We start from the raw sequence: 13,394 nt of genomic DNA, 5'->3' as shown, positions 1-13,394 counted from the left end.
TCTGGAGAGATGAGAGGTAGAGAGTATGGTTGGAAAATTAACGAGAGATACCTTCAAGGAACGATTGGAGTATATGATAACGACGCTGAGAAGTGAAATCGTCACCGGAAAATATCCAGTAGGTGATTTCCTGCCTTCTGAGCTTGCAATCGGCAAACGATTTCAATTAAGCAAAAATTCCGTGCGCAAAGGATTAGACGAGCTTGTGAAGGAGGGCTTGATCGTAAAAAAGTCCAGGGTCGGTACGGTTGTTTCGTCCAACGTATCAAGCACCTGTACGACTCTGCGTGTCGGGTATTATCCATCTTTAGTGAAAGAAGTGAATTTGTTTGAGCTTGTGGAAGCGTTCAAGAAGAAATACCCTTCCATCGGTGTTCAATTGGTTGCATTACCCTATGAGAAGTATGCACAGGTCGTGGTTGATTATATCGAGAATGACATGATTGACGTTATTACGATCAACCATCAACATTTTGTCGAAATGGGGACGGACATTGAGAAATTAGAGCTTATGGAACGGGATGAGAGCATCTATTCGTTCCTTAATGCACCGTTCAGTCAGCTAGGCGGTCAGCTGGTCCAGCCGTTGACGTTCTCTCCAGTCATCCTCTGTTACAATCGTTCGATTTTCGCTCAGCATCAGATTGGTGAGCCAGACAGCAGCTGGCAATGGGAAAAGGTGACCAAAATCGCTGAGGATCTTGAAAAACGAACGAATGGTGAGCTTTTCGGCTTTTATTTTCATCCGATGTCTGTCAATCGTTGGCCGATCTTTCTCATGCAATCTGAAATTTCCAAGAAAATGGCTGACTACTTCGATCAAACGTCTTTGTTACGAGCATTTGAAGTCGGTAAGATAATTTTCAATGAGCGCAAAGTGGGTATGAATCTTCTTTCAGATAGTGACTCGGATGCAGAGCGGCTTTTTAAGGACGAGAAGGTTGCGATGATCATGGCGACCTATTTCAGCTTGAACCATTTCAAGGATGGGGATCTCGATTACGACATCGCTCCTTTACCGTACTCGGATGAGGCGAAAACGCTACTGCTTATCATCGGTCTTGCTATCAATAAGCAGTCAAGAAACCGGCATGCGGCCAGGGTGTTCATCAATTATTTGAAGGGTGAAGAAGTCCAACGGCGGATCTACAATGAGACGTTGAGCATCCCTGTGCTGAAGAAGGTGGCTGAAGAAGAGGACAGGGAGGATATGAGCTTATTCCATCGCCCGAGACGATACCACTTGTTCAGGGAAATCATTCCGACTTACCGATTGTTCAATGATTTGGAGCTGTCCACGCAACAAATGGGCCAATTCAAGGATCGACTGAGATTATATTGGTCGGGTCTAATCAGAGGAGAAGAGTTTTACCATCAGATTTACCGGAGTGCGATGCATAGAGAGGAGGTCGATCATGTTGAATCAAGTGGTTACCGCAAAGGATCGTAATGTTGAATTGATCGAAATGGACGTCCCGAAAATCGAAAAAGGTCATCTCCTGCTTGAAACGGAGTATTCCGCAATCAGTCCTGGAACAGAATGCTTGCTCATCAGAAGTAGTGACCAGGGTTTACGACACCTCGGTTATAGTGCGGTCGGTAAAGTGATTGAAGTGAGTCCGGACATGACAGGGTTCAGTGTAGGAGACCGTGTTGCCTGTTATGGGGCACCTTATGTCAAACATGCCAACTATTTACTTGTTCCGAAAAACTTGTGTGCCAAGGTTCCTGATGAGGTGGATCCAAAATCAGCGGCATTGGCTGGTTTAGGTGCAATCGCGATACACGCCTTGCGCCAATCGGATATCCGGTTCGGCGAATCGGTTTTTGTTGCTGGATTAGGTGTTCTCGGTCAAATCATCGCACAAATCGGCAATGCTGCAGCATACCAAGTATGTGGTTTTGATGTATTGGAACAGCGTAGCCGAATGCTGCATCAATTTACGGCGATACCGACGTTTCATGAGCAGAAAGACCTCACTTCTTTTATTCAATGGATGACCGATGGGAGAGGCGTCGATCACGCTATTTTATGTGCAAACGGAAAAGACACCTCATTAATCGATGAGAGCTTGGATCTCCTCTGTGATCGAGGTGTTGTGAACATTGTAGGCGATCTGGACTTGAACTTTTCACGAGAAAAGATGTTTGCGAAGGAAGCGAGGATGCTCATTTCTCGAGCGGGAGGACCAGGGAGATACGATATGAGCTATGAAAAGGGTGGTGTGGATTATCCGTATGGCTACGTCCGGTGGACAGAGGGCAGGAACATGGCCGAGTATCTCCGCCTTGTGAAAAACCTCCGGATTGATATGAGTCCGTATACGACTGATGTGGTTTGTCTGAAGGATCTGTCAGAAGCGTATAAAGAGATCCAGGAAAAACGCTCGTTTTCTTTAACGAAGCTGATTCAGTTTTAACGTTGTTGAAGTTTTCTCAAAAAAGGAGGGTTACGGTGGAGCCGATCCGAGTAGCTGTCATAGGTGCAGGTGCCATCGCACAAGTAGGGCACCTTCCCTATTATCAGCAGCATCCTGATGTTGTAATCAGCTGTATTGTGGATCCGAATGAAGCGAGGGCACTTGAAATGGCGCGTCTGTTTGAAGTGGAGAAGACGTATGACAGTGTCTCGACCATGCTTGCTTCAGAAAAGATTGATGCCGCAAGCATTTGTACACCGAATGTCACCCATCTCTCCATTGCAAGGATGCTGCTGGAAAAAGATGTACACATTTTAGTTGAAAAGCCTTTAGGTATTGGGTTGAAGGAAGCTGAACAGGTCGTGAAGCTTGCAGCCGAACGTTCACGGGTATGCATGGTCGCGATGTCACTTCGTTTCCGTAATGATGTCCAACTGATGAAACAGCTCATCGAAAAAGGGAATCTAGGTGACATCTATTACGCAAAAGCTCGCTATATGAGAAGGAGAGGAACACCCGCCGGTTGGTTCACCGATTCGTCTCTTTCCGGAGGCGGGGCGATGATGGATATTGGTGTCCATATCCTAGATCTAGCGTGGTGGCTGCTCGGTATGCCCAAACCTACAACGATATCAGGCTATAAAACGCGTGGGCTAGGAAACTACCAAACCCAAATGACACGTGAAGGGTGGACCTCCGCCGTTAAGGATAAGAGAGTCGTCCACGATGTTGAGGATTTTGGTAGTGCGTTCATTCGGTTTGACAATCGTTGTGCATTGTCGCTGGAAACAGCGTGGGCTATGCAAGGGAAGGAAGAGGAAGGGTTCAAGCTCGACATTTATGGAACGAAAGGCGGCCTCTCGGTACATCCACTCTGCTTTTATCACGAGATGGATGATCTTCTTATGGAATCGTATCCAAAGTTCGAGATGAATGACCCCCTTAACGATCAAATCGATCATTTCATCCAATCTATCAAAAGCGGGGAAAATCCACTGTCAGATGGCACCCAAGGATTGAATGTTTTGAGAATGCTGGATTGGATCGATCAGTCCAATCAATCTGGTAAAGAAATCACTTGCTAAAAAGGAGGGCTTACTATGAAAGTCGGTGTAATCGGAGCTGGAAACATAGCGGAGTTCCATCTACAAGGCTACCAGCTTTTGAAAGATGTAGAGATCTTCGCGGTTTGTGATTTGAATCGAGAAAGAGCCAAACAGAAGGCTGAGCGATATGGAGCGGCACATGCATTTGAAGATTACAAGGATTTGTTGGCCCTGGACGAAATTGAAGCAGTGAGCATCTGTACGTGGAATGACACCCATTCAGAAATCGCGATCGCTGCTCTTGACGCTGGGAAGCATGTGCTCGTAGAGAAACCGTTATGCATGTCGATGGAAGAGGCTTCACGTATCCGTGAGGCGGTCGAGCGGAACAATCAGATCTTCCAGGTCGGGTTTGTCCGTCGTCATGGTGTGAATGCGAGGATTTTGAAGGAATTCATTGATAAGGGTGAGCTGGGTGACATCTATTATGCGAAAACCTCCTGTATCCGCAGGCTCGGTAATCCAGGTGGGTGGTTTGCTGACAAAAAGCGCTCAGGAGGGGGACCGCTGATTGATCTAGGTGTCCATATGATTGACCTTTGCTGGTATATGATGGGGCGCCCAAAGGTCCAAGCGGTCGTCGGGAACACCTATAACCGTCTAGGGAATCGCTCCAACGTTCAAAATCTTGACTTCTATAAAGCAGCGGATTATGACCCTGATATTAATTCAGTCGAGGATATGGCGAATGGACTCATTCGTTTTGAAAACGGCGCCTCCCTCGCCGTTGATGTGAGCTTTACTCTTCACTCGAAGCAAGATGAGTTGAATGCGAAGCTGTATGGAACGTCAGGTGGTGCAGAGCTGGAGCCGGAATTACAGATCATCACTGAAAAGCATAATACGATTTTGAACGCGACGCCACAAATCGATACGTTGACATTTGACTTTGATAAAGGATTCCACCGGGAAATCGAGCATTTCATCCGAAGCTGTCATGGACTGGAGGAGCCGATCAGTCCAGTCGAAGACGGTGTGGAAGTGATGAAGATGCTACACGGAATTTATGAATCTGCTGACAAGAAAAGAGAAATCACCTTTCGTGAAGAATCCCAAATGAGAAAATGACGAATTCGGGAGGCATGTTATGAAAACGAGTGTGAGTATGTACAGTCTCAATCAATATATCCGCAACCACGGTTGGGGAATATACGAGTTCATCGATTACGCGAAGGAAATCGGTGCAGATGGCGTAGAATTGCTCGATGTTTATTGGACGAACAAGGATGAAGAAATAGACGGTGTTTTAGCATATTTGAAAACGAAAAATCTTCCGGTCTCCGCTTATGACGTGTCCAACAATTTTGTAAAGCCAACCGCAGCGGAAAGGAAAACGGAAGTGGATCGGGTCATAGAAGGAATCTACACTGCCAAAAAGCTTGGTACAAATATCGTGCGTGTCTTTTGCGGCGATCTTATGGATGGCATTACGTATGACGAAGGACGTGCATGGATCATTGAAGGGTTCAAAGCGTGCTTGGCTATCGCTGAACAGGAACAGGTCTACCTCGCAATTGAAAACCATGGACTCTTTGCAGGGAAGGCTGAGCAAGTGAAAAGCATGATTGATGAGATTGACTCGGACTTTTTGAAAAGCACATTGGATACCGGTAATTTCCTGCTCGTACAGGAAGATCCTTATTTGTCTACGAAGAGATTGAAGTCCGATGTTGTCCATGTCCATTTCAAAGACTTTCGCAAGGTGGAGACGGATTTTCAAGGGCAATCCTTCAAGGCACTGAATGGTGACCGGTATCTCGGAACAGTCGCTGGAGAAGGGATGATCAATCTCGAAAACATCATTTCTGAGTTAAAAAGCGTCCAGTATGATGGCTGGTATTCCATTGAATATGAAGGACATGAAGATTCAAAAGAATGCGTAAAGAGATCGATCGAAAAGCTTGTCAGTCTGGCAAAAGGATAAGGAGGCGTAACGATGAGGCCAGTATGGACGAAGGAAGAATTGCTAGAAGTAATGAAAGCAGGAAAAACAGTCGCAAGTACGTTCCTTGAAGCGGTTGAAATCGTACGTATCAATTCGGATGCCGAGTTGAACAAATTGACGTTCCACATTCATGACGGATGGAAAAGTCGTCCTGAATCGTGGCATTTTTCCGAGACGATGGACAATGAAATAGCGGACGTTCCTTGCGTGTTTCGTCTTCTATCACGGCATCCGCATGAAACAGACCTTCCCTTGAAGCAACTTCTGTTGCAGGAAATCGGTATAGTGACGGCACAGAAATATGAGGTTGTCCGCGTTCATGGGAGATTGTTGGAGGTTGACAGTTATGAGCACCTGGTCGCAACCCTCAAGCTGGAGAATGGCAGTGTCGCTCACATTGAAGTGGCGCACGGGACGAATCTGACGGAGGTTTATGAGCTGGAGGCGGCATCCAAAGCTGGTATTCTGATGTATCGCAACGAACCCTTACCTGCTTTTAAAACAGAGACGATAAGCTCACTTGATAAAAAGGGGAAGGAAAAGCAGCAGGAAGGCCGACCGTACACGTATGAAGAAATAAAAAAAGCAATTGAAGTGGTTGATCTCATTTACGCGTCTATCGAAAACCAGAAGGTGGAGGTGGTCCAATGAAATTCGGCATAATGAGTTTTGCCCATATGCATGCCTACAGTTATGCGGATTGTCTGAATCAAATGCCCGGTGTTCACCTGTCTGGGATTTCAGATGACGATCCGGCACGAGGAGAAGAAGCGGCCAGAAAATACGATGTTCCATATTACGAATCTGACGGTGCTTTGCTGGCGACCGATGTGGATGCCGTCATCATTTGCAGCGAAAATGTACGTCACAAAGAGATGGTCCTCCAAGCGGCAGAGGCAAACAAACACATTTTATGTGAAAAACCGATCGCAACCTCTACTGATGACGCCTGGGAGATGATCGAGGCATGTAAAAAAGCAGGAGTGAAATTGATGACAGCCTTTCCTGTTCGCTATAGCACACCGATTCAAAAGCTTAAGACGTATGTAGAGGAAGGGCATTTAGGTACAATTCTTTCCATGCGAACGACGAACCGTGGTCAAAATCCTGGCGGGTGGTTCATAGAAACGGAGAAGTCAGGTGGTGGAGCTGTTCTTGATCATACTGTCCACATGATCGATATTATGCGCTGGTTGATGAACAGTGATGTAAGCAAGGTTTATGCGGAGGTGGACACCTTGTTCACGGATAAACCGATTGATGATTGTGGCTTGATGACCCTTGCGTTTGAAAACGGGGTACTCGCTAGTCATGATCCCAGCTGGTCGAAAAATCCCGCCTATCCGACCTGGGGAGATGCAACGATTGAAGTTGTGGGTACGAAAGGCAGAGCGTATGCAGATGCATTCGGGGAAACGTTACACTTTTATTCTTCCAAGGACGAAGCTTACCGTCATGTTCTGTTCGGAAAGGATATGGATTATGGTTTGCTTGAGGATTTCGTGAAATGTGTCAAAGAGGACCTGGAACCATCGGTCACTGGTCTAGATGGACTGAGGGCGATGGAAGTAGCACTGGCTGCCTACGAGTCAGGACGCTCACATCAAGAAATTACAATTAGATAACTTATGAGGAGGAAAGGGAGAGGCTATGTTTACACCAAAAAGAAACGGTGGCCAGCTCCCTTTTTTGGTTCACGAAGGAAAGCTGGTGATGGGGGATGAAAAGACCTTTTACAGGTTAGAAGGGGAGGGTGGGTATATCATTCCAGGTATGATTGATACTCATATCCATGGGCTGGAGGGTTGTGATTTCATGGACGGGGATCTTGTTCATTATGAGTTCATTGCCGAAAACCTATTAAAATACGGAGTAACAGGTTTCCTTGCGACGACAAGGGCGGAATCGATGGAACAGCTCCAGGTCATTTTACGGCAGCTTGTTCATTTTTATGATCGGAATCAAATGAATAAAAAAGCGGCCAGGATGATTGGTATTCATTTAGAAGGTCCCTGGCTGAATAGAACATACAAAGGTGCTCAGAAAGCAGAACATCTCATCGCTCCCTTAATGAAAGATGCTGAAGCCATTTATGATATAACAGGTGATCGGTTGAAGCTTGTAACGCTTGCTCCTGAAATGAGCGGGATTGAACCGTTTATTGATTTTTTCAGAAAACGGAATATCCGTATTTCTGCTGGTCATACAGCTGCTACGTATGACGAGTTCAATCATGCGATACAGAGGGGAGTGAATCGCACGACGCACAGCTTTAACGCAATGGGTGGCATTCACCACCGGAAGCCGGGAGTAATGGAAGCTGCGATACTGAATGACAGGGTGTACTGTGAGGTGATTGCTGATGGGCTTCATGTTCACCCTGAGATTGTTAAATGGTTGATTACGCAAAAAGGGAAGAACCGGTGGGTGGCCATATCGGATGCCAGCGCAGCTGCAGGTTTGCCAGATGGCACCTATAAAATGGCTGGGAAGACACTCGTCAAAGAGGGACGATCTGTGAAATTAGAGGGTCAAAACACGCTGTCGGGCAGTGCGATTACCTTACTTGATGCGCTTCACTTTTTGCATAAAGAACTCCAGCTTGATTTGGGATTTGTTTTACACGGGTTAAGTATGAATCCGTGTGACTCGCTTGGCATCCCAAACAAAGGACGGTTTAAAAATGGGTATGATGCGGATTATGTCCTGTTGAATCACGATTTGAATGTACGATCGACTTATTTGGAAGGAGAACTTGTTTATAAAAAGGAGGTTAAATAATAGATGGGACAGAAAGAGCTTGAAGCGGATGTGGTTATTATCGGTGGGGGCTTAGGAGGATGTTCCTCGGCTTTAGCGGCCCTACAGGCTGGAAAAAAGGTTATCATGACAGAGGTAACCCCTTGGATCGGGGGACAGATGACGAGTCAGGCAGTACCACCTGATGAACATCCATGGATCGAGACATTCGGATCGACAAGAACGTATCGAGAGCTCCGGAATCGAATCAGAGGGTATTACGAACGGAACTTTCCAATTCGGAATCAAAATCGGAAGACCCCTTTTAACCCTGGACAGGCGATTGTCAGTAATATCAGCCATGAGCCGAAAGTTGCACTCCACGTTTTATATGAAATGCTGAATCCGTTCATCCATAATGGTCAACTAACATTGATGACGGAATGCAGAATTGTAAAAGCAGAAACGATTCATGATCGGATCACTGCTGTAACCGTTGCGTCTGTACGTCATGATTCACGGTATGTTTTGACAGGTGACTATTTCATTGATGCGACAGAGATGGGGGATGTTTTGCCTTTAGCTGGGGTTGAGTATGTCACCGGAGCAGAATCGAAGGAAGAAACAGGAGAACCCCATGCGGTGGATGGACCACCACAGCCTCAGAATATGCAGGCCTTTACATATTGTTATGCGATGGACTACTTCGATGGAGAAGATCATACGATTGATAAGCCATCCAAGTATGAGTTTTGGAGGCAATATAAGGCGGATTTCTGGCCCGATCATCAGCTTAGCTGGAGCGGCATCCATCCGCCTACGATGAACCCGATTACATACACTCTCTTTGAACAAGAAGGGATGTTTTCGTTATGGAAATATCGACGGATCATTGATCGAAGTCAGTTTGAGGACGGATTTTATAAGAGTGACATTACGCTCGTCAATTGGCCTGCCAACGATTACTGGCTAGGCTCGATTATTGATGTGAGTGACGAAGAGAGAGTAAAGCACCTGGAGGACGCCAAACAGCTAAGCCTTTCCTTATTGTATTGGATGCAGACGGAAGCACCACGACCCGACGGGGGCTATGGTTATCCTGGTTTAAGATTGAGGAAAGATGTTGTTGGTACAGAGGATGGGTTGGCTATGTATCCCTATATTCGTGAATCGAGACGAATCAGGTCAGCGTTCACGATTCTGGAGCAACACATCTCTGCAGAGGTGGAAGGAAAGCAGTGTGCGACGGAATTTGAAGACACTGTCGGAATTGGCTGCTATCGGTTGGATCTTCACCCTTCTACAGGTGGTGACAATTACATCGACCATTACGCTTATCCTTTCCAAATTCCGTTGGGAAGTCTGATTCCGATTCGGATGGAAAATCTGATTCCAGCCTGTAAAAACATTGGAACGACCCACATTACGAATGGGTGTTATCGCCTTCATCCAGTTGAGTGGGGAATAGGAGAGGCAGTAGGTCATCTGGCTTCCTACTGTATTGATCAGGGTGTGCAGCCAAAAGGCATTCGGCAGATGAGCAAGCATCTGGAACAGTTCCAGAAGGAATTGATTGCGCGAGGAGTGGAATTAACCTGGCCCAAAATCTCAGCCGTCTAAATCATAGAAAACAAGAGATGATGAGCCTCTCAAAGAGTGGTTATGAGGTGCTTAAGTCAGAGAAAATTGGAAATGAGCATCTCATAGGGTGGATATGAGGTGTTGAAATCAGAGAAAACCGGAAATGAGCACCTCAAAGAGTGGATATGAGGTGCTGAAACCAGAGAAAACCGGAAATGAGCACCTCATAGGGTGGATATGGAGTGTTGAAACCGAAGAAATGATGAATTGAGGGTAAAGAAAAGGTGTTTCTTTACCCTAAAAACACGAAAAGAGGAAAATGGGGGCAAAGAAAGGGGACCTAGCAGTTGCTGGGTCCCCTTTGTCTACTCTATTCATTGTGTCCGTTTGCTTCTCCATTATTGATGATGATGTGTGGGATTGGACTTTCCTCACTCGTGTTGCCGGCTTTGTCAGTCGCCGTGGCTACCAGCTTGTGGTTTCCTTGTTCAAGCTCTTGGAGTTTGATTGTCACAGATTGTTCTCCTGCTCCGATCCCTGTTCCGATGACCTTTCCGTCTTCAAGGATTTCGATAACCGCACCTTCCTCGGCTTTTACTTGTACCTCGGGTGTACGATCGTTCGTGCTCATCGGTTTATCTGGAGAAATCACATCCGGGGCATCTGGCGCCGTCAAATCGACAACCACTGTAATCGAAATCTCCTCCCCAGGTATACCCTCGTTTGTTTTGGCATATGCGACAATCGCATGTGTCCCTTCTGCTAAAGGACCTACCGTGACCTCAGTTGCTTCGTTTGCTTTTAGGTCCCATTGGCCGATCAGTTCACCACCGTTCTCCAAATACAGCGATGAATCATGTACTGTCTTGAAGTTCAGAGCTGGAGTCGTGTCATTTGTAATCAATGCCTCTTCTGGTGAAGTCATCTCCAGCCCAGGCAATTCATTATCAAAAACCTTATAGGTCAACGAGAAGTCATCGAAATATGACGTGCCGGTCCAATAATTACTAACGTAAGCATAGATACGGGCGGTCGCTGCATTTTCCGGGGCATAACCACTCGCGATCACTTCTTGCCATTGACCTTTCCCTGTCGTAACATAAGCAACTTCATCAGCTAATTGTTTCCCTTGTTGATCAAAGAAACGTAAAATCATGATCGTTCTTCCTGTCTCTAGATAAACCTGGCTTTTTGCTGTATATTCTTTTCCTGGTATGACCTCAACAGGATCAGACAGCACGGCTACGGTTTCAGATGTCCCGGTATCGACGATCTTCAAGCTTTTGCTTCCAGTAAAACTTCGTTCGTCTGTCACCTGGAAGGAAGCATTACCGGATTTCCAGTTATCCGACCATCCTGGAATTTCACCATTACTCACAACTTCTTCAAAACTAGCATTCTCTAGGTCCACGTCAATTTCTACTTGCTGAGGTGGGAGCCCATCCTTTACGGTGATCCGTTTCAGATCGGCTCCATCTGCATAATAGATATTCCCGTCATCACCTAGGGTCATGAGCGGACTTCGATCCAATTGTACGTGTTCCAATGTTTCTGGGTCGATGACTGTGATTTGTCCGGCAAGCGTCGTATAAAGTAAGCCATCATCGCTCCAGCGTAAATGTATCGGACGCCAATAATGATTGAAATTCCAATCGGTTGCAACGATCTCTTTACTTTTTACAATTTCGTAGGTATCAGGGTCCATTGCAAAAATGGTACCGTACGATGCTCCCCATAATAAGCCGTCAGGACCGAATGACAGCTCGCCAATTGCTTTAGATGGAACAGTTCCTGGAAGGTCAGGAGTAAATTCCGTAACCATCGTCCCGGCATTGACATCCCAGACGAACATTTTAGCCGCGTCCGCTGTCGGATCAATACCTAGACCGCCCCAAACAGAGGTAGAGCCGTAAATTTTTCCGTCCCGATACGCTAGCCCGATGATACTTTGGTTCTCAACAACATTCCGATACGTGGACGGAGCGGAAGTTGAATTCGGATCATAGATCGTCAAAGCACCACCTAATTCACCATACGTAGGAATGGTTCCGATAAATACCTTTCCGTCCCCTGAGGTCATTGAAAACGGGCGGTCCTGACCATCCGAAGAGAGACTGAAAAGCTTCTGAGGATTGTCAGCATCCCCTGGAGACTTGGTCGTGTCATATTCATAAATGTTCGCACCAGGATAAGTCCCCATATACATCTTATCGTTCAGAGATGTCATCCCTTCAGCCTGACCGAGGTTGAATAATTCTAGCACATCAGTCGATGGATCATATTGTGCGCCGTAGGTTCCCATATACCCGCTTGAGTATAATTTTCCATCTGGACCTTTTTCGAGTGTCTGAATGGTAGTAGGTTGACCCTCAACAATTGGTTCAAGTGTTTTTCTTACACTGGTCTCAAAATTGAAGAGCTGGACACTTCCGTTAAAACTGATGGTTGCGAGTGACATACCAGGAAGTTCAGGATCGTTTATCGTAACCCACCCTGCATTCCGGATATACGACCCGTAAGTAAGGTTTGTTTCAGCAGTCGCTTCCGTATTCAAGTCAAAGGACATGATCTTTCCATTTGCGACAAAATACGTCTTCCCGTCGTGCGCTGGGGTCATTGCAAGTCCTTTTGTGCCTGTCACTGTTTCAGGTAACCATTCTTTATTTTCAAGGTTATAAATGATGAAGTTGCCATCTGATAGATGGACAAAAAGATAGTGACCGACGACATCCAAGGCCCAGATCATACTAAGGTTTGCAGTATCATAATATGCTGGTCGATCAGGGACAGGTAACGTACCGATTTCCCCGGTGGCAGCATCAATCGTCATGATGCTTCCCTTGATGCCAATGCCTGCATAGATTGTGCCGTTTGCGTAGGTGAGAGAACGTACATAGTCCTGATCAGATTTCACAGACCCGTAATCCGTCATTTTACCTGTGTCAGGAGAATAACGAAAAACATGTGCGTCAGGATAAGTCCCTCCATAGACGTTACCACTTTCATCAACAGAAAGTCCGTACACTTCACGGGCACCTGGTACCACTGTTCCAAGATCTGTAACGGTCTTCGTAAAAGGATCATATTTAAAGAGCTTACCAGAACCGCCGATATAGACATGACCATCTCCATCGACGACGTGTGTCCAGGACCCGCCTAGACCCTCCAATTCATAAGTCCGCAGCAGCTCATACGTGTCTAAATTAACGACCTGGAAAACGCCAGGATCCCCTTTTACAGTGGTATACATCACATCGTGTCCATCCTCGATGCCATAAGCGCTATCCATAGCGGCTACTGAAGTGACCATTGGACCAAGATTCTCTGGCTGTTCGAATGTCTTCTTTATCTGTGCGGCTCCCGATCCTGGGAATGCAAACAAACTGAAAATCATGCATGCAACGAGCGTTGTCAAACCTATCTTTCTCATGTGAAAAACTCCTTTCTACAATTCTTATTTTTCCGTTTGCCGATGTTGTTGAATTTCAGTAGAAAGGATCGATTCTCCTGTAAAGGGGCTATTTCTTCTCTATTAAAAGACTTACTTTCAAAAACACGAAAGGGATTGTATAAGACTATGGGAGAGAGGAAGGGAGAGGGAAT

Annotated in this window: 10 protein-coding genes; 9 read left to right on the top strand and 1 reads right to left on the bottom strand. The window is 46.1% G+C overall.

All coding sequences use genetic code 11. The annotated features are described in order from the left end of the window. The first annotated feature begins 25 nt into the window (after positions 1 to 25). The 9 genes from V1497_RS16480 to V1497_RS16440 are packed head-to-tail and all read left to right on the top strand — an operon-like array spanning position 26 to position 9,830. A complete protein-coding gene (locus V1497_RS16480; RefSeq protein WP_349408604.1) occupies positions 26 to 1,450 on the top strand; it encodes an extracellular solute-binding protein in 1,425 nt (474 codons plus the stop codon). Further along, a complete protein-coding gene (locus tag V1497_RS16475; protein WP_349408603.1) occupies positions 1,416 to 2,420 on the top strand; it encodes a zinc-binding alcohol dehydrogenase in 1,005 nt (334 codons plus the stop codon). The genes V1497_RS16480 and V1497_RS16475 overlap by 35 nt, the downstream gene beginning before the upstream one ends. A 35-nt stretch (positions 2,421 to 2,455) precedes the next feature. Further along, positions 2,456 to 3,505: a Gfo/Idh/MocA family oxidoreductase gene (locus V1497_RS16470; protein WP_349408602.1), complete on the top strand. Its 1,050-nt coding sequence runs from the start codon at positions 2,456 to 2,458 to the stop codon at positions 3,503 to 3,505. A 15-nt stretch (positions 3,506 to 3,520) separates the two neighbouring features. Then, the gene (locus V1497_RS16465; RefSeq protein ID WP_349408601.1) at positions 3,521 to 4,594 is read left to right on the top strand and encodes a Gfo/Idh/MocA family oxidoreductase; all 1,074 of its coding nucleotides are present in this window, start codon (positions 3,521 to 3,523) and stop codon (positions 4,592 to 4,594) included. A 19-nt stretch (positions 4,595 to 4,613) separates the two neighbouring features. Then, positions 4,614 to 5,450 (top strand): sugar phosphate isomerase/epimerase family protein, encoded by an 837-nt coding sequence (locus V1497_RS16460; protein WP_349408600.1) that lies wholly within the window; start codon positions 4,614 to 4,616, stop codon positions 5,448 to 5,450. 12 nt (positions 5,451 to 5,462) lie between these two features. After that, positions 5,463 to 6,122: a hypothetical protein gene (locus V1497_RS16455; protein ID WP_349408599.1), complete on the top strand. Its 660-nt coding sequence runs from the start codon at positions 5,463 to 5,465 to the stop codon at positions 6,120 to 6,122. Further along, complete coding sequence (locus V1497_RS16450) at positions 6,119 to 7,096, top strand: Gfo/Idh/MocA family oxidoreductase (RefSeq protein WP_349408598.1); 978 nt, start codon at positions 6,119 to 6,121, stop codon at positions 7,094 to 7,096. The genes V1497_RS16455 and V1497_RS16450 overlap by 4 nt, the downstream gene beginning before the upstream one ends. Before the next feature lie 25 nt (positions 7,097 to 7,121). Continuing rightward, positions 7,122 to 8,252 (top strand): N-acetylglucosamine-6-phosphate deacetylase, encoded by a 1,131-nt coding sequence (nagA, locus tag V1497_RS16445; protein ID WP_349408597.1) that lies wholly within the window; start codon positions 7,122 to 7,124, stop codon positions 8,250 to 8,252. 3 nt (positions 8,253 to 8,255) lie between these two features. Beyond that, a complete protein-coding gene (locus tag V1497_RS16440; protein ID WP_349408596.1) occupies positions 8,256 to 9,830 on the top strand; it encodes an FAD-dependent oxidoreductase in 1,575 nt (524 codons plus the stop codon). A gap of 331 nt (positions 9,831 to 10,161) precedes the next feature. On the opposite strand, the gene V1497_RS16435 is transcribed toward V1497_RS16440, so the two are convergent. Next, positions 10,162 to 13,221, bottom strand: coding sequence for an Ig-like domain-containing protein (locus tag V1497_RS16435; RefSeq protein WP_349408595.1), 3,060 nt, complete (start codon positions 13,219 to 13,221; stop codon positions 10,162 to 10,164). Positions 13,222 to 13,394 lie beyond the last annotated feature (173 nt).

The organism is Pseudalkalibacillus sp. SCS-8 (assembly GCF_040126055.1).
Lineage (GTDB): Bacteria > Bacillota > Bacilli > Bacillales > Fictibacillaceae > Pseudalkalibacillus > Pseudalkalibacillus nanhaiensis.
This window is presented reverse-complemented; position numbering and strand designations above follow the sequence as displayed.

What these genes read in the sequence shown, in the direction of transcription:
- V1497_RS16475 (WP_349408603.1), top strand. Translation starts at nt 1,416, where the DNA reads ATGTTGAATCAAGTGGTTACCGCAAAGGATCGTAATGTTGAATTGATC.
- V1497_RS16460 (WP_349408600.1), top strand. Translation starts at nt 4,614, where the DNA reads ATGAAAACGAGTGTGAGTATGTACAGTCTCAATCAATATATCCGCAAC.
- V1497_RS16450 (WP_349408598.1), top strand. Translation starts at nt 6,119, where the DNA reads ATGAAATTCGGCATAATGAGTTTTGCCCATATGCATGCCTACAGTTAT.
- V1497_RS16440 (WP_349408596.1), top strand. Translation starts at nt 8,256, where the DNA reads ATGGGACAGAAAGAGCTTGAAGCGGATGTGGTTATTATCGGTGGGGGC.
- V1497_RS16455 (WP_349408599.1), top strand. Translation starts at nt 5,463, where the DNA reads ATGAGGCCAGTATGGACGAAGGAAGAATTGCTAGAAGTAATGAAAGCA.
- V1497_RS16480 (WP_349408604.1), top strand. Translation starts at nt 26, where the DNA reads ATGGTTGGAAAATTAACGAGAGATACCTTCAAGGAACGATTGGAGTAT.
- nagA (WP_349408597.1), top strand. Translation starts at nt 7,122, where the DNA reads ATGTTTACACCAAAAAGAAACGGTGGCCAGCTCCCTTTTTTGGTTCAC.
- V1497_RS16465 (WP_349408601.1), top strand. Translation starts at nt 3,521, where the DNA reads ATGAAAGTCGGTGTAATCGGAGCTGGAAACATAGCGGAGTTCCATCTA.
- V1497_RS16435 (WP_349408595.1), bottom strand. Translation starts at nt 13,221, where the DNA reads ATGAGAAAGATAGGTTTGACAACGCTCGTTGCATGCATGATTTTCAGT.